General features: G+C 68.2%; 10 protein-coding genes. 3 read left to right on the forward strand and 7 right to left on the reverse strand.

The genetic code is table 11. The features are described 5' to 3' along the window. Positions 1 to 37 precede the first annotated feature (37 nt). The 3 genes from JQX13_RS40700 (at position 38) to JQX13_RS40710 (ending at position 7807) form a co-directional block, all read left to right on the forward strand. Entirely contained in the window at positions 38 to 1129 is a 1092-nt protein-coding gene (locus JQX13_RS40700; RefSeq protein WP_203404787.1) for an acyltransferase domain-containing protein, read from the forward strand. Between the two features lie 11 nt (positions 1130 to 1140). Further along, on the forward strand, positions 1141 to 5421 hold the full coding sequence (locus JQX13_RS40705) for a protein kinase domain-containing protein (protein WP_203404788.1): 4281 nt from the start codon (positions 1141 to 1143) through the stop codon (positions 5419 to 5421). 88 nt (positions 5422 to 5509) lie between these two features. Beyond that, positions 5510 to 7807, forward strand: a complete 2298-nt coding sequence (locus tag JQX13_RS40710; RefSeq protein WP_203404789.1) for an FAD-binding protein — start codon at positions 5510 to 5512, stop codon at positions 7805 to 7807. A gap of 67 nt (positions 7808 to 7874) precedes the next feature. Here JQX13_RS40710 and JQX13_RS40715 read toward each other — a convergent pair whose 3' ends face one another. From JQX13_RS40715 to JQX13_RS40745, 7 genes are all read right to left on the reverse strand, one after another. After that, positions 7875 to 8384 carry a DoxX family protein gene (locus tag JQX13_RS40715; protein WP_239014156.1) on the reverse strand — a complete coding sequence of 170 codons (510 nt, stop codon included), beginning with the start codon at positions 8382 to 8384 and terminating at the stop codon, positions 7875 to 7877. Positions 8385 to 8671: 287 nt separating this feature from the next. After that, the gene (gene glgB, locus JQX13_RS40720) at positions 8672 to 10870 is read right to left on the reverse strand and encodes a 1,4-alpha-glucan branching protein GlgB (protein ID WP_203404790.1); all 2199 of its coding nucleotides are present in this window, start codon (positions 10868 to 10870) and stop codon (positions 8672 to 8674) included. Then, positions 10867 to 12204: a phosphotransferase gene (locus JQX13_RS40725; protein WP_203404791.1), complete on the reverse strand. Its 1338-nt coding sequence runs from the start codon at positions 12202 to 12204 to the stop codon at positions 10867 to 10869. Before JQX13_RS40725 ends, glgB begins: the two co-directional genes overlap by 4 nt. Then, the gene (gene treS, locus JQX13_RS40730; protein ID WP_203404792.1) at positions 12201 to 13862 is read right to left on the reverse strand and encodes a maltose alpha-D-glucosyltransferase; all 1662 of its coding nucleotides are present in this window, start codon (positions 13860 to 13862) and stop codon (positions 12201 to 12203) included. The genes JQX13_RS40725 and treS overlap by 4 nt, the downstream gene beginning before the upstream one ends. 16 nt (positions 13863 to 13878) lie before the next feature. Continuing rightward, positions 13879 to 15879 carry an alpha-1,4-glucan--maltose-1-phosphate maltosyltransferase gene (locus JQX13_RS40735; protein ID WP_203404793.1) on the reverse strand — a complete coding sequence of 667 codons (2001 nt, stop codon included), beginning with the start codon at positions 15877 to 15879 and terminating at the stop codon, positions 13879 to 13881. A gap of 679 nt (positions 15880 to 16558) precedes the next feature. Further along, a complete protein-coding gene (locus tag JQX13_RS40740) occupies positions 16559 to 21061 on the reverse strand; it encodes a HEAT repeat domain-containing protein (protein ID WP_203404794.1) in 4503 nt (1500 codons plus the stop codon). A 184-nt stretch (positions 21062 to 21245) separates the two neighbouring features. Beyond that, on the reverse strand, positions 21246 to 21437 hold the full coding sequence (locus tag JQX13_RS40745) for a hypothetical protein (RefSeq protein WP_203404795.1): 192 nt from the start codon (positions 21435 to 21437) through the stop codon (positions 21246 to 21248). Positions 21438 to 21583: the final 146 nt, after the last annotated feature.

The raw sequence follows: 21583 nt of genomic DNA on the forward strand, positions 1-21583 counted from the left end.
AGGGCGGGTGGGCACCCCTTGGCGAGGGGAGTGGAGCATGCGTTGGAGCTCCAAGGAGTCCCTGATGAGGCACGAGGAGCCGACGGGCCGTGAGCTGGAGCGTCGCCGGCCGGTTTTCGTGTTTTCCGGTCAGGGCTCGCAGTGGACGGGAATGGGACGGGCCCTGCTGGAGCTCTCGACGGTCTTCGGGATGGTGCTCAAGGCCTGTGATGTCCACGTCCAGCGGTTCATGGGCTGGTCGCTGATGGAGGCGCTGACGGCGGAGAACGCGCGCCTGGGCGACATCGAGGTGAGCTGTCCGGCCATCGTGTCGATGGAGATCGCCCTGGCGGCGCTGTGGCGCTCGTGGGGGATCGAACCGGCGGCGGTGGTGGGGCACAGCATCGGCGAGGTGGCGGCGGCGTACGTGGCGGGTGTGCTGACGCTGGAAGAGGCGATGCGGGTCATCTGCCACCAGGGCCGCACCATCGGGATGCTCCGGGGGAAGGGGGCCATGGCGATGGTGGGGTTGCCCTGGGAGCGGGCCGTCGAGGCGCTGCCCGAGTTCACGGGCCGGGTGTGGCGCGTCATCCACGCGAGCCCGGAATGGACGGTGCTGGCCGCGGAGCCGCCGGTGCTGGAGCAGGTGCTGGTGGCGCTGAGGAGCAGGGGCGTGCCAGCTCGCCGGATCGACTCGGAGGTGGCGGCGCACTGCCCCCAGGTGGAGCCGCTGCGCGAGGATCTGCGCGGCAGGCTCGAGGGACTCCGTCCGCGGCCGGAATTGCTGCCCATCATCTCCACGGTGACGGGCGGAGGGCTCGCGGGGCGGCACTTCGACGCGGACTACTGGGTGCGCAACCTGGCCGAGCCGGTGCTGTTCCGCGAGGCGGTGGACACGCTGCTGGGTGACGGGCACGACACCTTCCTGGAGGTCAGCCCGCATCCGTTGGTGAAGCACTCGCTGGAGTCGTGCCTGGAGCGGGCGGGGCGGCGCGGGTCGCTGTTCGTGTCGATGCGGCGGGGGAAGGAGCCGGCACGGGATCTGCTGGGGACGCTGCGGCGCCTGTCGTCGGAGCCCGGCTCGCGACGCAAGCAGGAGGAGTCCTCCTCCTCCGAGTCCGGGGAGCCTCCCCTGGCCAACGTGGCCTGAAACGGAGGGGCTTGTCCGAGCGGCCGAGCGGGACGGTGGCGGGGGATGCCATCCGCGCCGGGCTCTCTCCATCGTACCCGCTGGGGGAGAGCATGACCCGGCGCGACGAGGACGGCCACGAGAGCGGAGAGGGTTCTTCGGACTTCGGCGACTCCTTCCTACGGGAGATCGTCGAATTCTCGCCCGTCCCTTCGCCTCCTGAACCCGGAACGCGGCTCGGGGGGCGGGATGGCGGGCGGTTCGAGATCCTCGGGAGGCTCGGCAAGGGGGGCATGGGGCTGGTCGTCCGGGCCCGGGACGAGGTGCTGCGGCGTGTCGTGGCGCTCAAGTTCATCTCCCCGGGCCGGGAATTCAACCGGGAGACGCTGGACCGGCTGCTCCAGGAAGAGGCCCGGCTGGTCGCCCAGCTGGATCACGAGAACATCGTCCGCATCTTCGATGTCTCCGAGTGGAAGGGCGCTCCCTTCATCATCATGGAGTGCCTGTCGGGACAGCCGCTGGAGGACCTCGTGCGGCGCGGCCCCCTGGAACTGCAACGCGCGCTGCGCATCCTGAGCGACATCACGGCCGGGCTGGCGCATGCCCACTCGCGGGGGATCATCCACAGGGATCTCAAACCCAGCAACGTATTCATCCTCCCGGACGGGAAGGTGAAGCTGCTCGACTTCGGCCTGGCGCGGCTCGCCTCCTCGCTGGGGGTGGACCTGGTCCGCTCGGGGACGCCCGCCTTCATGGCACCGGAGCAGTGGCGGGGTCAGCCCCAGGACATGCGCACCGACACCTGGGCCGCCGGGCTTCTGCTGTACGAGATGCTCACCGGAGAGCTCCCCCAGCCCTCGGGGAACCTGAAGGAGCTCCGCGCCTGGGTGCTGTCGGACGAGCCCGTCGCGTCGGTGCGCACGCGCCGCCCGGATCTCCCCGAGCAGGTGGACCGCTTCCTGACACGGGCGCTGGCCAAGGAGCCGGCGCGGCGCTTCCAGAGCGCGCTCGAGATGCACGAGCGGCTGCGGGTGCTGGAGTGGAGCCTGGTTCCCTCCGCCGAGGCGCCGCCCTCGCGCTTCATCCCCCACCGCCGCCAGGTGACGCTGGTGTGCTGCCGGTTCTCGGGGAACCTGGGCTCCTTCGACGCCGAGGACCTGAGTGAGCTCCAGGCGGCGTTCCATCAGGCCTGCGCGCGAGTCATCGAGCGGTACGGGGGCTGGGTGGCGGTCCGCATGGGCGACGAGGTACTGGGGTGTTTCGGCTATCCGCTGGCCCGGGAGGATGACGTGCTGGACGCGGTGCGGGCCGCGCTCGCGCTGACGCGGCTGGCGGAGGAGCTACCGCGGGCGGCCCAGACGGAGCTCGCGGTGCATGTGGGGGTGCATACGGATCTGGTGGTGCTGGACATGTCCCCTTCGTCCGGGACGAAGGGGCTCTCGCCCTCCATCCAGGGAGAGGCGCCCCGCCTGGCGACATGGCTGGCGGAGCGGGCGGCACCCGACACGGCGCTCCTCAGCGACAACACCTGGCAGGGAGCACGGGGGAACTTCGTCACGACGTCGCTGGGCCCGCGGACCTTCTACTCCTCGCTGGGCGCGGTGGCGGTGAACGTCCACCAGTTGGTGAGCGAGCGGCCCGAGACGATCCGCTTCGAGCGGGCGCGGGTACGGGGTCTCACGCCGCTGGTGGATCGGACCCTCGAGCTGCGCCAGCTCCTCGCGCTGTGGGTGGGTGCTCGCCAGGGACGTGGGGTGATGGTGCTGCTCCGCGGCGAGGCGGGGATCGGCAAGTCCCGGCTCGTCCAGGAGTTGTGTGCGCATGCGCTCCGGGAAGGGGCGCCCTGCGTGTCCTGCCAGTGCTGGCCCCAGTTCAGCCGCAGCGCCTTCCACCCGGTGCTCGGGTGGGTGGTGCAGCTGCTCGGGTTGGATCCGGACGCTCCGGCCGAGGCGCGGTGGACCCGTCTGGAGGAGGCGCTGAAGGCGTTCGACATGTCCACGCCGGAAGAATCGCAACTGCTCGGGCAGCTGCTGGATCTGCCCGCTCGCGAGGGACTGCCCCCGCTGCTGCTCTCACCCGAGCAACAACGCGAGCGCACCCTGGAGACACTGGTCTCGCTCCTGCTGAGACTTCCCGCGAGGCTCCCGCGAGCGGGTGGCTCGGGAGCGCTGCTGCTCGTGATGGAGGACCTGCACTGGGCGGACCCGTCCACCCTGCGGCTGCTCACGCTCCTGGCGGAGCGCATCGAGATGACGAAGCTGTGCGTGGTGACGAGCACGCGTCCCGAGCTGCGGCACCCGTGGCCCCACCATCCCGGCTTCTTCCAGATCATGCTCGAGCGGCTCGGGGCGGACGAGACCACCGAGATGGTGCGCAGGCTCACCGGTCACGGGCCCGGCCTGACGGACGAGACGCTCGCGTTGCTGGTGAGACAGACGGAGGGCATCCCCCTCTTCGTCGAGGAGATGACCCGCATGGTGCTCACCCGGGCCCGGCCCGATGGCGCGGCGCCCACGGTGGGCTCGCTTCCCGTCACCTTGCAGGAGCTGCTCACGGCCCTGTTGGATCCTCTTCCGCAGGAGCAGAAGGAGCTGGCGTGGATGGGGGCGGTGATCGGCCGGAGCTTCACGCTGGAGCAACTGGCCGTCCTGTCGGGGCGCGAGGGCCCCACGTTGAAGAGGGATCTCGAGGAGCTGGTCGAGGAGGGGCTGCTGCTGCACAGCGGGGATGAGCCGGAGCCTGGCTACGCGTTCCGGCATGCCCTCATCCAGGAGGCGGCCTACGAGTCCCTGCTCAAACCCCGGAGGCGGCGGTACCACCATCAAATCGCCCGCCTTCTGGAACACCCGCGCCAGGGCACCACCACCGCGCCTCCCGAGCTGATCGCCCACCACTACACGCAGGCCGGGGAGCTGGAACCGGCCATCCGGTTCTGGACGCGCGCCGGGGAGTTGGCGCTGCATCGCTCGGCCTTCGAGGAGTCCGGGGGCCACCTGGAGCAGGCGCTCCAGCTCCTCGGACGCCTGCCGGAAACGCCCCGACGGGCCGAGGAGGAGCTCCGGCTGCTGGTGCTCCTCGGACAAGCCTTGAGCGCGGCCCGGAACTACTCGGCACCCGAGGTGAAGCGGATCTACGCGCGTGTCACGCGGATCTTCCATGACGTGAGGAACACCCCGATCCTCGTCGCCGCCAGCCGGGGGCTCTTCAACCAGAACATGATGCGGTTGAACTTCCCGCTGGCCCTGGCGCTGGCAGAGCAGATCGTCTCCCTGGGCGAACGCGTTCACGAGCCCCAGCTCCTGGTGGTCGGCCGGTTGATGGCGGGTATGAGTCAGCTCGTGCAGGGACACGTGGTGGAGGCCCGGAAACAGTTCAGCGAAGCCGTGGCCCGGGGGACGGAGGGAGGGGAGCGGGAGCCACCAGCGCTGGGGGTGCTCGAGCCGGATCCGCTGGCGATGGCGCAGGCCTATGAGGCCCTGACGCTGACCATTCGTTGCCATCAACAGCAAGGGCAGCGGCTGATCGACGCCGCGCTGCGGCGCGCGGAGCGGCTGGCTCATCCCTACACCCTCATCCTGATCTGCCATGCGGCCAGCACCCTCTACCAGGCGAGGTTCGACGCGCGGCGGGTGCTGGAGATGACGGATCGGGAGAATGCCCTCTTCGAGCGGTATCCGCTCCTGCGCGTGGAGTGGTGGACGCCCGTGAAACGGGGCTGGGCGCTCGTGTGGCTCGGGCAGAAGGAGGAGGGCCATGCCCTGTTGATGGACGGGCTCGACAGACTGCGGAAGGTGAATGCGGAGACGGGCTGGCCCTACTTCCTCTGCATGCTCGCGGATGCCCGCTTGCGGCTGGGGATGATCTCCGAGGGACTGGAGGCGGTCGCGGAGGGCCTGGCCTGGGGACACCGGACGGGCCAGCACCTCGAGGACGCGGAGCTGTACCGGCTACGGGGCGAGCTGTTGCTGCGCCAGGGCGACGTCGCCAGGGCCAGGAGTGAGTTCCTCCACTCGCTCCAGCGCGCCCGGGAGATGGGTGCCCGCTGTCTCGAGCTGCGGACCGTCCTCAACCTGTGCCACCTGCTGGAGGAGCAGGGGCGGAGCAGGGAGGCACAGCAGCTCCTGACGGAGCACCTCGACCCCCTGCCGCCCGGCCTCGACTCGCCCGAGCTCCGGGTGGCCCGCCTGGTGCGTGCCAGGATCCAGGAGGCACACGCCGGGGAACCCGACATCGACGGGCTCCTGGCCGCCGCGCCCTGGGAGGCCGGTCACATCTACCCGACGCCTACTCCCACTTTCTTGGAACCGCCCTGAGGTTCGTGCCGGGTTCCTGGCGCGATGCCTCGGGCGCTCGAGCCTCCGCCTGCGCGGGGGCTCGACTACTTCTCAGGTGGAGCCAGGAATGCGTGTAGACGAAGGACCGTCCTCCCTCGAATCCCCTCGTACATCCAAGACCTCGTCCGTCCCGCTTGTGATGCGGCCCGAGCGCGCGGTGGCCTCCGCTGGCACGCTAGACGTCGAGGAGGCGGAGTGGCGGGCGCTAGGGAAGAAGATTCGCTTCTACGGGTGGCTCACCCTGGCGGCGTCGGTCCTGGCGAGCGGGGTTCTCGCGCACCCGAAGCCGTTCTTCGTCACTTCGTTCACCACGTGCGAGGGCGCCGCGTGCGTCTGGGCCTTCCATTTCATCGAGGTGCCCCTCATCGCCATCATCACCTTCGCGGCGATCCAGGCGCTGCTCCGGTCCTCCCGCGCCCAGCTCCGCCGGTTGGGGCTGATCATCGGCTTCGCCACCGTGGCGGAGCTGGTGTTCTTCGCCATCGAGAGTGTGCACCTCATTGGCGCCATCCAGCGGGATGCGCCCACGCGCGAGACGCTCATCTATGTCGCCGGGGCCTCCCTGTTGTTGGTGGGCGCGAGCCTGGGCCTCCGGCTCCAGCTGCGCGTGAACGATTACCTCCACCCGCCCGTGGATCCGCGCTTCGAACATCCCCGGACGGAGGAGGAGCTCCTCCTGCTCGTGAAGAAGGCCCGGGCGCTGGGAGTCCAGATCCGGGTGCGCGGCTCCGAGCACTGCAAGCCCCGCCGCGCCATCTACACCGATAGGGGGAGACAGCACATCAACGTGCAGCTCGACCGGTACAACCGGCTCATCGAATGGGACGAGGAGCGGATGCGTGTCACCGTCCAGGGCGGGTGCCACCTGGGGGTGGATCCGAATGATCCCCTGTCGACGAAGGAGAACAGCCTTCTGTGGCAGCTCGACAAGAAGGGCTGGGCCCTGCCGGACCTTGGAGGCATCTCCCACCAGACGGTGGCCGGCTTCCTCTCGACGGGCTCGATGGGAGGCACCCTCCATCACGACCTGGGCGGGGCTGTCATCGGCCTGCGCATCATCGACGGCACCGGCAGGGTGCACGACCTGGCGCCCAACCCCGACGACCCGAACGACGAGCAGAACAATCCGCTCTACGCCGTGGGCGTGTCCATGGGACTGCTGGGCATCATCTCCACCGTCACCTTCCAGTGCGAGCCTCGCTACGACGTCGTGGGCAGGCAGGTCACCAGCGCGTCCGGCAAGTGCGCCATCAAGCTGTTCGAGGCGGGAATGGTGGGGTTGAAGAGCTACTACGAGAAGAACGAAGGAGGGGACACCTACACCCGGTTGCTCTGGTGGCCCCAGAAGGGCGTCGACAAGGTGGAGCTCTGGTCGGCACATCGCGACGGGGAGGCGCACGAGCCGCCGCTGCACCGCCGCAAGCGCTTCACGCGCAGGCCCTTCGTCTCGGTCCCTCGCGTCTTCCAGTGGCTCATCATCAATCCGTTCTACAACTTCCTCGCGGATGACGGACTGCCCTATGCGCCGTCCACCGAGAGGCTGGTGCGCAGGGTCCTGAGGCTCTTCCTGCGCGAGGGGGAGAAGCCGTTCCGGGACGCCTGGCACAGGGCGCTGCCAATGGACGATCAGATCTCCGACAAGCACATGCCCACGGACTTCACCGAGCTGTTCATCGACCTCGGCCAGGCCGACAAGGTGATGACGGTCCTCGAGGCGTATTTCAATCCCAGGTCCGACGACATCGAGGCCTCGAAGGACGCGGAGGGCATGGGCCGCACCGGCGCATATGCCTTCGAGATCTACCCCGGGCGCAAGAGCCGCTTCTGGATGAGCCCCAGCCACGGGAGGCATTCCCTCCGACTGGACGTGTTCTGGTTCCGTACGGGCGCGGACCGCTGGGAGCGGGAGGCGTTCTTCGAACGGTTCTGGTGTCTGCTGCGAGAGAAGGACATCGACTTCCGCCTGCACTGGGGCAAGTACCTGCCCTCGCCGGGCTCCCACGCGGATGCCAGGTATCTGCGCACGCAATACCCCATGTGGGAGCGGTTCATGCAGCTCCGGCGGTTCATGGATCCGGATGACCTCTTCCTGAGCACGTATTGGAAGGAGCACCTCGGCCTGGATGAGCCGGAGGCGCGGTCCGAGCCCGAGTGCGAAGTGCGGAGAATCGGGGCGCGGCAGCGGGCCACCCCCAGCCGCATCAAGGCCGTCGCCCGGCGAGGCGTACGACGCGGCCGGCTGTATCTCTCGATCGTCGTCCTGAAGGTGTTCTTCGGGGTGAGCGATCTGTTCCGCGGCCGCTCGGATGAGGCCGAAGACACCTCGGCCAGGCAGGGACCGCGCGATCTGCTCCCGACGGGGTGAGTCCGGGGCTTTCAACGAAGGCTCCGCCCCGGGTCGCGTGACGGCCCACGGGCGGAGCCCTCCGGAGCTACGCGAGCAGCGGGGCGAACCGGCCGATCGGGCTGACGCGCTGGCGACGCAGCAGGCCCAGGAGGCCCCCGCGGCGCACCCGGGGCTGGACGGCGTGGTGGACCGACAGGTTGCCGGGTCCACCCAGCAGCAACCCGAGTGCGCCGGCGATCAGGGTCAGGTTGAACTCGTACCCACCCGCCTGGTTGTTGAAGCCCTTGGGGCCGTGCACCTTCGCGATGGCCATGGCCTGCGTCACGAGGATGGAGACGGCGGCCACGCGGGTGCCGATGCCCAGGAAGGTGAGCACGCCAGCTACCGCCTCCGTCCAGCCCGTCGCGAGCGCCCACGTCCGGCCGGGCTTGATGCCGATGTTCTCGAAGAATTGCGCCGTCTGCTCCAGGCCCTCGGGCTTCAGCTTGGAGATGCCGTGGTAGAGCATCGTCGAGCCGAGCGTGGCTCGAAGTGGCAGCACCGAGTGGTTCGCTAGCCGCGCCTCCAGGCTCGTCAGGGTCATTGCCGTGGCCATGCGTGTTCCTCCTTCACGGTACGTTTCAGACACCGTTCGCATCCGCACTCCGAGTGGCAATGAATCCCCGGGCGGGGGAGCGAGCGCCCGTGCGTCCTGGCGGGCCACTGACGTGTCAGATGTCAGGGTGGGGCCGCGAGGCCGTGGTCGGGCGCGTGGTGCGGGTCCATCCCCGCTGAGAAGGGCCTGGTGCTCGCGCTCCTGCCCCTCCCCACGCGGCCCACGCTGGAGCGGGAGGGGAGGGGGCCCACCTGGTGTGAGCCGCGCCTCCCTCCTTCAGGGTGGGCTCACCCCGGGGTGAACCACAGCACCGACAGCGGAGGCAGCGTCAGCTGGACCGAGGCCTCCTGTCCGTCCCACCCGAAGGCATCGGTGTGGATGCGCCCCAGGTTGCCGATGCCCGAGCCGCCGTAGTCCCGGGCGTCCGTGTTCATCAGCTCCACGTAGCTGCCGTGCCGGGGGAAGCCGACGCGGTAGCCCTCGCGGGGCACGGGCGACAGGTTGGCGATGCACACCACGTGGCCTCCCGGCTGGCGCGAGCGCCGCACGAAGGCGAACACATTGGCCGCCGCCGAGTCCGGCTGCAGCCACTGGAAGCCCAGCGGCTCGTTGTCCGCGTCGTAGAGCGCCGGGTGGCTCCGGTAGAGCCTGTTCAGGTCCGACACCATCGCGTGGATGCCGGCATGGCCGGGATCTCCCAACAGGTGCCAGTCCAGGCTCCGGTCGTTGTTCCACTCGGAGGGCTGGCCGAACTCGCCGCCCATGAAGAGCAGCTTCTTGCCCGGGTGCGCCCACATCCACGCGAGCAGGGCCCGGAGGTTGGCGCGCTTCTGCCAGTCGTCTCCCGGCATCTTCCCGAGCAGCGAGCCCTTGCCGTGCACCACCTCGTCATGGCTCAGCGGCAGCATGAAGTGCTCGCTGAAGGCGTAGAGCAGGCCGAAGGTGAGCTGGTTGTGGTGGTGCTGGCGGTAGATGGGATCCTTCGAGAAGTACGTCAGCGTGTCGTGCATCCAGCCCATGTTCCACTTGAAGTGGAAGCCGAGCCCGCCCTCGTGGGTGGGCTGGCTCACCTTGGGCCACGCCGTGGACTCCTCGGCGATCATCACCGCGCCGGGGAACTTGCGGCGCACGCTGTCGTTGAGCTCACGCAGGAAGGAGATGGCCTCCTCGTTCTCGCGGCCACCCCAGCGGTTTGGAATCCACTCGCCGTGCTTGCGGCTGTAGTCGAGGTAGAGCATGGACGCCACGGCGTCCACGCGCAGTCCGTCGATGTGGTACTCCTCGAGCCAGAAGAGCGCGTTGGCGATGAGGAAGTTGCGCACCTCGTTGCGGCCGAAGTTGAAGACGTAGGTGCCCCAGTCCGGCTGCGTGCCCTGGCGCGGGTCCGCGTGCTCGTAGAGGGCGGTGCCGTCGAACTGGCCGAGCGCGTGCGCGTCCCGCGGGAAGTGCCCGGGCACCCAGTCCAGCAGCACGCCGATGCCCTGCTCGTGCAGGTAGTTGACCAGGTAGCGGAAGTCATCCGGGTGGCCGAAGCGCGCGGTGGGCGCGTAGTAGTTGCCCACCTGATAGCCCCAGGAGCCGCCGAAGGGGTGCTCGGACACGGGCATCAGCTCCACGTGGGTGAAGCCCGTCTTCTTCACGTACTCCGCGAGCGCGGGGGCCATCTCCCGGTAGGAGAGGGACCTGTCCCCGTCCTCCACCACGCGCCGCCACGACGCCAGGTGCACCTCGTAGACGGACCAGGGCGAGTGGTCCACGTCGCGCGTGGCCCGCTCCGTCATCCACTTCTCGTCCGTCCACTGGAAGTGCTTCAGGTCGTGCACCACCGAGGCCGTGGCCGGCGGCACCTCGGTGCGGAAGGCGAACGGATCCGCCTTGAGCAGGCGGCCGCCGCCGCCCGGGCGGATCTCGAACTTGTAGCGCGTGCCCTCGCCGACCTCGGGGATGAACAGCTCCCAGATGCCCGAGGAGCCCATGCGCCGCATGGGGTGCAGCCGGCCATCCCAGCTGTTGAAGTCACCCACCACGGACACGCTCGCGGCCGTGGGCGCCCACACCGCGAAGGCCACGCCGCTGATGCCGTTGTGGTGGATGGGGTGGGCCCCCATGCGCTTCCACAGCTGCTCGTGCCGGCCCTCGCCCGCGAAGTACAGGTCCATGTCGCCCAGCGTGGGCAGGAAGCTGTACGGATCCCTCAGGGTGAACGTCTTGTTGCCGGGGTACTCCACCTCCAGCAGGTAGTTGAAGGCGTCCCCCTTGCCGTTGATCCGGGCCTCGAAGACGCCTCCCATCCGGTGCGTCATGGGAATGCGCCCACCGAACTCCGGGAGCACGTGGATGGAGACCGCCTCCGGGCGGTAGGCCCGCACCACCGTGCCGTCCCCATCCGGGTGGATGCCCAGCACGCGGTGCGGTTCGGGGTGCCTCAGCTCCACCATCTGCTGCAGCTCCGCATCCACCTGCAGCCGATCCATCGGCTTCTTCACTTGCGAACCTCCATCCTCATGAGTGCCTGGACGGGGATGCGCACCCAGTCCGGCCGGTTCTGTAGCTCGTAACGCACTTCGTAGAGCATCTTCTCCAGCTCGAACGCGTCAAGCATCGCGTCGAAGCTCGCGTCGTCCTGGGGAAGGAAGGGCGCCCCTCGCGTGGTGGAGCGGTAGCCCTCCAGGAAGGCCCCGCGTGCCGGTGCCACGCGCTCGCCGGCGGCCAGGCCCTCCAGTTGCACCGTGGCCTCCGCGTAGTCGAAGGAACGCAACATCCCCGCGATATCCCGCAGCGCCGAGTACTTCTCCCGCCGCTGGGCGAAGCTGCGCCCCGGCTCTCCCTCGAAGTCGAAGAGGAGCCAGTCCCCCTCCGTCCGGAGCACCTGTCCGAGGTGCAGATCTCCGTGAATGCGGATCTTCTGCCCCGAGGGGGAGACCTGCGCCAGTTGCTTCGCGCGGCCCATGAGGCCCTCGCGGCGGCCCTCCAGCTCGGGGAAGTGGCGCATGGCGTCGTTGAGGGTGACGCCCAGCTCGCCCACCATGGAGGCGCTCCAGCGCTGGAGATCCTCCGCGAGGAGGGGCTCCGGGGTGAAGCCCGGCTCGTCGGTGCTGGAGGCGAGTGCCTTGTGCAGCTCGCCCAACCGCTGGCCCAGCACCCGCAGCTCCCCGAGGAAGGTGTCGGACAGCCGGGCCGAGCGGCGGAAGTTGTCCAGCGTGTAGCGCCAGCCGTCGGTGACGTTGGGGATGTAGCGGTGCACCACGGCGAGGGTGGCGCCCGCGGGGCCCTCGGACTGCAACGCGCCGAGCAGGGTGGGCGTGGCCCGGAAGGACGTCTTCGTCGCCAGGAAGCGGCCCACCTCGTACTCGGGGTTGATGCCGGCCTCCAGCTTGCGGATGACCTTGAAGATGACCTGCTCGGCGACCACCACCGAGGTGTTGCTCTGCTCCACCTGCAGCCGCCGCACCGGCACGGGCGAGGGGAGGGCCATCAGGCCCTCGGGGGTGTCCAGCCACTCGCCCACGAACCGGCCCGAGGCACTCGGGAGCGTCTGCTTCTCGCGGATGACCTGGAAGAGGGCACGCAGCGCCTCCACGTCATCCAGGGCGTCCTGGATGCCCTCGCTCGAGGGGAGCACGGGTAGCAGGTAGCGGTCCGGGTGGCCGAGCTCGTAGATGACCTCCACCACGGCGAGGGTGAAGTCACGCCCGCCGGGCAGTGGCACGGTGGCATGGTCCACCGTGGACACCGACTTGATGGGCCAGGCCTTGCCCGCGAACCAGCGCTGGTTGCGCAGGTAGTCTGGCAGCTTCGTCAGATCGATGGGCGTCGTCACGGCATTCCTCTCCCAGGGGCGAGCTTCTCGAGGCGGAACCACAGGAACATGTAGGGGCCGAGCGTGAGCTGGTACGGCAGGCTGCCGGAGATGCGCGGGAAGGGCGTCTCTCCGATGAGCTCCACGGGCACCTGGCCCTCCCAGTCACGCAGGTCGATGACGGCCGGCTGCGCGAAGCGCGACAGGTTGCAGATGATGAGGATCGTCTGGCCCTCGTACTCGCGCACGAAGGCGAGCACCTTGCGGTTGTCCGGGTTGAGCCAGCGCAGCCGGCCCATGGCGAAGGCGGGGTAGCGCTGGCGCACCCGGAGCATGCGCTTCATCCAGTTGAGCAGCGAGGAGCGGACGCGCTCCTGGGCCTCCACGTTGATGCTCTGGTAGCCGTAGACGGGGTCCCCGATGATGGGGGCGTACAGGCGCGCGCCGTCCGCCCGGGAGAAGCCCGCGTTGCGGTCCGGCGTCCACTGCATGGGCGTGCGCACGCCGTTGCGATCGCCCAGGTAGATGTTGTCGCCCATGCCGATCTCGTCCCCGTAGTAGAGGACGGGGGTACCGGGCAGGGTGAAGAGCAGGCTGTGCATCAGCTCGATGCGCCGCCGGCCGTTGTCCATGAGCGGGGCGAGCCGGCGCCGGATGCCCAGGTTGATGCGCATGCGCGGATCGGTGGCGTACTCCCGGTACATGTAGTCCCGGTCCTCGTCCGTCACCATCTCCAGCGTCAGCTCGTCGTGGTTGCGCAGGAAGATGGCCCACTGGCACGTCTCGGGGATCTCCGGCGTCTGCTGGAGGATCTCCACGATGGGGGTGCGGTCCTCCTTGCGCAGCGCCATGAAGAGGCGGGGCATCACCGGGAAGTGGAAGCCCATGTGGAACTCGTCGCCGTCACCGAAGTAGACGCGCACGTCCGCGGGCCACTGGTTGGCCTCGGCCAGGAGCATCTTGTCCGGGTACTCCGAGTCGATCGCCTTGCGCAGCTTCTTGAGGAAGGCGTGCGTCTCCGGGAGGTTCTCGCAGTTGGTGCCCTCGCGCTCGAAGAGGTAGGGCACGGCGTCGCAGCGGAAGCCGTCCACGCCCATGTTCAGCCAGAAGCGCATGACGTCGAGCATGGCTTCCTGGACCTCGGGGTTGTCGTAGTTGAGGTCCGGCTGGTGGCTGAAGAAGCGGTGCCAGAAGTACTGCTTGGCGACCGGGTCCCACGTCCAGTTGGAGCGCTCGGTATCCAGGAAGATGATGCGCGCGCCCTGGTACCGGTCGTCCGTGTCGCTCCAGACGTAGAAGTCGCGCTTGGGGCTCTTGGGATCCCTCCGGGCCTCCTGGAACCAGGCGTGCTGGTCGCTGGTGTGGTTGACGACGAGCTCGCTGAGGATGCGGATGTCGCGCTTGTGGGCCTCGTCCACCAGCCGCTGGAAGTCCGCGAGCGTCCCGTAGTCCGGGTGCACCGCGTAGTAGTCCGCGATGTCGTAGCCGTCGTCCTTCAACGGCGAGGGGTAGTGGGGGAGGATCCACAGGCACGTGACGCCCAGGTCCTGAAGGTACGGCAGCTTCTCGATGAGCCCGGGGATGTCCCCGTGCCCATCCGCGTTCGAGTCATAAAACGCTCGGATGTGTAGCTCGTAGATGACTGCCTTCTTGTACCAGAGCGGATCCGTCCGGGTCATAAAGTGGTGGGGTGTCTCATTCGTAGTAGTCGAACGCCTGCTCACTGCGGCGGAAGCGGTACACGGCCCAGATGGCAGCGGGCTGCTCGGGCGTGAGCCGCACGTGCGCGGTGGATCCCTGCCACAGGCTCCGCTCGTCCGTCATCAGTTCGTGGACCTGGTACGTCTCGTCCGGTTGGATGCCCAGCTCGGCCAGGGGCACGTGGAGCACGGACTCCTGGGCGTGGAAGGGATCGAAGCTCACCGCCACCAGCACCTGGCTGGAGCCGTCCGGCGTGCGCTTCAGGTAGAACATCACCTGGTCGTTGTCCGACTTGAAGAAGCGCAGGTTGGAGTAGAGCTGGAAGGCGCGGTGCTCGCGGCGGATGGTGTTGAGCCGCGAGATGTAGTCGCGGATGTTGCCCGGCCGGTCCAGGTCCCACGCCTTGAGCTCGTACTTCTCCGAGTCGAGGTACTCCTCCTTGCCGGGCTTGACGGGCGTGCCCTCGCACAGCTCGTAGCCGCAGTACATGCCCCAGGAGCTGGAGAGCGTGGCGGCCATGGCGGCGCGCAGCCGGAAGCCACCGGGTCCGCTCCGCTGGAGGAACTCGGGGAGGATGTCCGGCGTATTCGGCCAGAGGTTGCCGAGCATGTAGTCGGACACGGGCTCGGAGGTGATCTCCTCCAGGTACTCCTCCATCTCCTGCTTGAAGTTGCGCCAGGTGAAGTAGGTGTACGACTGCTGGAAGCCCACCTTGGCCAGGTGCTTCATCACCTTGGGACGGGTGAAGGCCTCGGAGAGGAAGACGATGTCGGGCCGGACGGTCTGCACCTCGCGGATGAGCCAGGCCCAGAACTGCAGGGGCTTGGTGTGCGGGTTGTCCACGCGGAAGATGCGCACGCCCTGTTCCACCCAGTGCATCACCACCGACTTGAGCTCGGGCCAGAGCGTGGCGCGTCCGGGGCCCAGCCAGTCGAAGTTGACGATGTCCTCGTAGCGCTTGGGCGGGTTCTCGGCCGTCTTGATGGTGCCGTCCGGCCGGTGTTGGAACCACTCCGGGTGTTCCTTCACGTAGGGGTGGTCCGGCGAGCACTGGAAGGCGATGTCCAGGGCGATCTCGATGCCCAGGTCGTTGGCGGCCTTCACGAAGCCGCGGAAGTCCTCCAGCGTGCCGAGCTTGGGATTCACGGCCTTGTGACCGCCCTCGGCGGCGCCGATGGCCCAGGGGCTGCCCACGTCCTCGGGGCCCGCGGTGAGGCTGTTGTTCTTGCCCTTGCGCGCCGTGCGCCCGATGGGGTGGATGGGCGGCAGGTAGATGATGTCGAAGCCCAGGGACTGCACGTACGGCAGCCACTTTTCCGCGTCCTTGAAGGTGGCGTGCGTGCGGCCGTCGCGCAGCGCCGAGCGCGGGAAGAACTCGTACCAGGAGCCGAAGCGCGCCTTCTCGCGGTTGACGAACACCTCGAGCACGCGGTCGTACCGGGAGGCGATGGAGCGGTCCGCGTGCTTCGACGCGATGAGCGCGAGCCCCGGATCCATCGCCGTGGCGATGGCGTTGGGGGAGACGCCCTTGCGGAAGGACTGGGCGGCCTCGGTCAGACGCCTGGCGTCCTCGGGCTCCTTGGCCTGGGTGGCCCGGGCGGCGGCGCCCTCGAGCAACGCGGCGCCCTCGAGCAGCTCGCTGCGCACGTCGCGGCCCACGTCGACCTTGCGCTTGAGCTCGGACACCCAGGTGGCGAAGAGGTCCGGCCAGGCCTCGACCGTGAACTCGTAGCGGCCGTTGCGCGCCAGGGGGAAGGAGGCTTCCCACAGGTCGTTGCCCTTGGCCTCCATGGGCGTCTCGGTCCACTCCGTCGCCTGTTCCTTCGGCGCGGATTGCCTCCAACGCACCACGGCCACCAGGACGTCGTGGCCCTCCTTGAAGATGTCGGCCTTGACCGTGAGGGATTCACCCTCGACGCGCTTCACTGCCCATCGGCCGGCGTCCAGCTGTGGCCGGACATTCTCGATGACCGTGCTTCCGATTCGCTCGCTCATAAAGTGCAGGCGGCCCCTTATAGGTCCCTGCGCCGCGATGCTCCGGCGCTGTTTTTCACCATGCGTCGATGTTGGACGCTCCAGGCGTCCGTCACGTCGGCCCGTGAACATTAGGAATGGCCCCCCAAGGTGCACACCCGCTGCCCGGACTGTTCTCATGGCCGGTTTCCCCGCCGCGCGAGCGGGCAGGCTGGGGAGGTCCGGCTACCCGCCATCCGGGCTGGCGAGCGGGCGAGTACCGTTACCGGGACTTTTCAAACTGGGAGGTCCGCGGTGCTACGGGCGAGCAAATATGTCGCGCCGAGTTCGGACCGCCTCGGCACTAGGAGCCCTCGCTGGGCGGCTCTCCTGCTCTGGGCGTGACATCAGAGTTCTCCTCGAAGAACCTCCGCACGAGCGTCATCGCATTCATGAGCGCATCAACAGGACCAACCCCCATGACGCACTTGATGCCGGGGAGGTAGCCTTCGATGGAGAGCGGGCAGTACCAGGCTCTATCCGCCTCGCCAGGAAGAGGCTGCGGACGGCCGACGACGATCCTGCAGACCTTTGTTTCTCCCTGTTGGGTGGTGAGAGACCATCGATCGTCTGCAATCGGGTCATCGATGGTGGTGAGTCGAGGGCGCCAGTCTTGATTGCTCATAGCGATTGACAGGGCTGGAGGTTTGGTTTCGGGCCTCTACCGGCGCTCGACAGGTGCCGCGATGAGGCGCAACGCGGCCTGGTAGGCAGTGTCGCAAACGTCTTCCTCATCGTCTTCCTGCAGGAGTCGGAGCAATCGCTGGAGCACGCGCTCGTTGCGATGGGTTGGCTCCAACCGTCCGAGGAGCTCCGCGGCCCTGCTGCGCACCTGCCCGGTGAGCTCGCCGTCGTGCCAGGGCTGGATGCCGTAATCGAGTGCGCTCATCGCACAGTCGATGGCCTTCTTGCTCGCTTCCCGGTCACGCGCATTGAGCAGGCTCTCGGCCATGTCCAGGCGTTCACTCCAAGCCCCTTCATCACGAAGATCGTCGAGCAGGCCAAGCAGGGCCGGCTTCGCGTGGGGCGGCGGTCCTCCGGGAATGGCCATCAGTGCCATCGCGGCGCCCTGGCGCGTCTCCCACTCCGGGTGACGCACCCACTCCAACAAACGCCTCAACAAATGTTCATCGTGGTGAGCTTCGAGGGCGACAACCCGGGCGACGGAGCGACGAACCTGCTCAGGCAGATCTTCTTGGGATGAGTAGCCGACAGCTCCCAGCCAGGGAATGAAGGATTCTACTGGAACATCCTCCGCACGACTCTTCTCCGAGAGAGTCATCACCGTTGCAGCTCGCACCGTCCAGACCTTGTCGTTGAGTCGAGCGAGGAGGGCCTCTCGTACGGCTCCGTCGCTGCCCACCACGGCTCCCAATGCCCGGACCGCCGCTGCACGCACCCACTCGTTATTGTCGTCGAGTTGAGCGAGGAGGGCCTTTCGTACGGATCCGTCACTGTCAACCACGGCCCCCAGCGCCTCGGCTGCCGCTCGACGCAAAAACCCGTGCTCGTCGGCGAGCCGAGCGAGGAGGACCTGACGCACGGACCCGTCACTGCCCGCAGCGGTGCCCAGTACCTCGACTGCCACTTGAATCACACCGAGCTCCCTCTCGTCGAGCAAAGCGAAAAGGGCCTGCTGCACGGCCTTGTCGCTGCCCGCCACGGCTTCCAGCGCCTTGGCTGCCGCTTGACGCACAAACCCGTCCTCGTCGTTGAGCCGGGAGAGGAGGGCCTGACGCACGGCTCCGTCGCTGCCCACCACGGCTCCCAGCGCCTGGACTGCCGCTCTCCTCACCTTCTCGTGCTTGTCGGTGAGTCGAGCAAGGAGGGCCTGACGCACGGTTCCATCGCTGCCCGCCACGGCTGCTTCCAGCGCCTTGGCTGCCGCGCTACGCACGTCGGAGGTCTCGTCATCGAGTCGAGCAAGGAGGGCTTCCCGTACGGCTCCGTCGCTGCCCGCCACGGCTCCCAGCGCCTCGGCCGCCACTTCACGCATCCACCAGTGCTCGTCGGCGAGTCGATCGAGGAGGGCCTGACGTATGGCGCCGTCGCTGCCCACCACGGCTCCCAACGCCTCGACCGCCGCTTCACACACATCGGGGTCCTCGTCGTCGAGCCGCTCGAGGAGGGCCTGACGCACGGCTCCGTCGCTGCCCACCACGGCTCCCAACGCCTCGACCGCCGCTTCACGTATCTGCCAGTGCTCATCGTCGAGCCGCTCGAGGAGGGCCTGGCGCACGGATCCGTCGCTGCCTACCATGGCACCCAGCACCCGAACCGACGCGCTACGCACCTCCCAGCGCTCGCCGCCAAGCCGGGAGAGGAGTGCCTGTCGCACGGCTTCGTCGCTTCCCACCTGGGTTCCCAACGTCTCGGACACCGCGCGACGCACCTCTCCCTGCTCATCGTCGAGCACAGAGAGAAGGGCCTGACGCACGGCTCCGTCGCTGCCCGCCACGGCTCCCAGCGCCTCGGCCGCCACTCGACGCACACCGTAGTTCTCGTCATCGAGCATAGAGAGGAGGGCTTGCCGCACGGCTTCGTCGCTGCCCACCGCAGTGCTCAGCGCCAGGGCCGCCACTTCACGCACATGAGGGACCTCGTCGTCGAGCCGAGCGAGGAGGGCTTGCCGCACGGCTTCGCTGCTGCCCGCCACGGCGCCCAGCGCCTCGGCCGCCGCTCTACGCACGAGCCAGTCCTCGTCGGTGAGCCGGGAGAGGAGGGCATCCCGCACGGATTCGTCGTTGCCCACACTGGCACTCAGCGCATCGACCACTGCTTCACGCACATCGGAGTCCTCGTCAGCGAGCCGGGCGAGGAGGGCCTGTCGCACGAATTCGTCGCTGCCCGCCATGGCCCCCAGCGCACAGGCTGCTGAGCTGCGCACCGGCCAGTTCTCGTCAGTGAGTCGGGAGAGGAGGGCCTGCCGCACGGACTCATCGCGGTCCGCCAGGGCCCCCAGGGCCTCGGCCGCTGCTTCACGCACATGAGGGAGCTCATCGGCGAGCCGAGAAAAGAAGGCCTGACGCACGGCTTCGTCGCTGCTCACCATGGCGCTCAGCGCCTGGATCATCGCGCTCCCCACATCGAATTCCTTGTCGGCGAGCCGAGCGAGAAAGGCATCCCGCACGGCTTCGCTGCTGCCCGCCACGCGTCCCAGCGCCCAGACCACGGATGGAGGCCCGCCCGGGCTGTCGTCATCGATCCGGGGGAGGAGAGCCTGCAGCACGGCTTCGTCGCTGCCCGCCATGGGACCCAGCACATCCACCGCCACGATCCACTTCCTGCCGCCCTCTCTCTCCAGCCACTCGAGCAGCTTTCCGCGAAGCTCCGCGGGAATCTCTCCGGGGGGCACCTTCGCCAGTGCTCGAGAGGTTTCCGATGTATGTGCTTGCTCCTCAATCCAGGCGAGGAACGCCTCCTTTGCCGGTTCATGTCCCAGCCGCATCAACTGAGCCATTCCCGCCAGTGCTCGTTGGCGGACCGAAGGCACCCGAGCCATTCGCAAGGGCTCGAGTCGAGCCATCATGTCGCTCAGCCTCTTCTTGGAGCGCGTGACGTCCTCCTCGAGCACCGCTATCGCCAGGAACAAATCCCGGTGGAGCACCTCCTCGTGCTCACTGCCCGCTCCCAGGATTCTCCCCAGCAGGTCATCGACCTCTTCTTCCCGGCCCTCGATGACTCCCAACTGGCCCGCACACAGCAAGAGCGGCTCATGCCAGCGCGGGTCATGCAGGTGGGGCCGGAGGAGCTCCCACCGGTTCTCCGGGGACTCACGCGCCAGGGCCCGCCCCACGAAGTACTCCTGGAAGGTGAGGTGCAGGAAGCCATGGGCATCGTGGCCCCTCTCTCCGAGCAGGCCGGCGATATCCCGCATCTCCTGGTGACGCAGTACCTTCACCAGGTCGCTCTGTCGCGCCGTCCCGCTGGGCCGGTGGCGCTGAAGCCACAGCGCCAGGTCCATCAAGTGCTGGTGGGCCACATCGGGTTGGACGCGCTCGGCCCAATGCTCCAGCAGCATGCGCACGTAGCGCGCGTAGAGCTCTATCCGCCGGGCCGGCAACCGACCCTCCTGCCGCCGCAACTGTGCCAGCATCGTCAGGAGGAGGGGATTGGAGGCCAGGTGCGCCACGCCTGGCTTCTCCTGCACGTCCTCCAGCAAGGCCTGCGCTTCCTGTCGCGCACGTTGCAGCACCCCCTCCGAGCGCTCGCCACCCGAGGCCAGCACCTCGAAAGCCTCGCACCACCTGTGCGCGAACCGCTCTATCTCCTCCGGCCCGAAATCCAGCACCATGTAGTGCGGCACTCCGCCCGGAAGCCGGACCTCCCGGTACCCGATGAATCGGCTGGTGAGCACGAAGCGGTTACCTCGGCCCTCCCACTTTTGAAGCAGGCCGCTGACTTGTTGGGCCACGCGCCGCCGCGTCGTCAGCTCCAGCACCTCGTCCAAGCCATCGAGCAGGACCAGGGCCCGGCCTTCCTCCAGGGCCTGGTGGAACAGCGGCTCCAGGCCACGCAGGTGGCTCCAGCGCGCCCAGTAGATAGCGAGGAACTGCTCGAGCGTGGCGGTGTCGTCCGTGCGTCTGAGGTGCTCGTCATACGCGGCGAGCGGGACGAAGAGGGGGAGGCGTCCCTTCCGCGTCCCACCCGTCTGCTCCGGCCCGATGGCGCGCAGGGCCAGGTAATGGAGGAGCGTCGTCTTGCCAGAGCCCGGGTCTCCCAGCAGGACCATGACGGGCTCGGCCAGCTCCACCTGCGTGGCATCGAGGCTCCGGCGTTGGAGGCGTGTCTGTTCGCCGCGTGCCTCTTCCCGCCAGCGCCGGTAGCGCAAGCTGTCCAGCTCCCGGTCCTGCTCCTCTTCCAGGCGTCCCTGCAGCTTTGCTTCGTGAAGGAGCCTGCGCTCGGCGGCGCTGAGGTCATCCACCACCTCGGGAACCTCGGCCAGGACCTTCAGCCCGACGTACACTTCCTCGAGCGGCAGGCTCACGGGCTGGCCTGTATGCGTGAGACCCTTGAAGGTCAGGTGCTCGAACGCACCCCTCACCGTCTTCCGGTAGAGCGCTTCCACTTCCGCCAGCCCCGCCTCGGAGTTCGCCATGGCCGCGGACTCTAGTCGCCGGGGCGAATCGTGCGGACGCCATCCGCGCCGTTGGCGTGTGAACATCTCCAGGCGCTCGGCGGGGAATAGGGCAGGGGACCCGGCGGTCTCGCGGATGAAGGGACCGCGTTACGGACCGACCGAGGGGCTGTCCGGCAAAAGGGGAGATGAGGCGCGCTCGACGTCGGGCCTGGGGGAGAGCCGACGGAGCCGCGCCTGGCTGGGGGTGATCCGCGAGGAACGGATCAGGCTACGGCTGCGACTTGTGCTTGTAGAAGAGGACCAGCGTGTAGCAGTGGAACTCGTTGTCGCTGGACTGGCACACGACCCGGTCGACGATCTCCAGATCCGAGTTGCTCCTGATCCAGCGGGTCACGTTCTCACCCAGCTCTTCCCGCTCCTTCGCCTTCGTCGCGGAGAACACCTTCACGCCCGTGAACATCTGCCACTCCTTGCGCTGTGTTTTTTTCGTACTGAGTGTGAGGAAGGTTATCGCGCGCTATTCACAGGTGTCAAAAAAGCTTACCTGTAGGCGCCAGGGAGGGGCCGGGGCTTCCCGCCCGGGGGGGCGTGCCTAGATTTCAGAGG

This window comes from Archangium violaceum, assembly GCF_016859125.1.
GTDB classification, from domain to species: Bacteria; Myxococcota; Myxococcia; order Myxococcales; family Myxococcaceae; genus Archangium; species Archangium violaceum_A.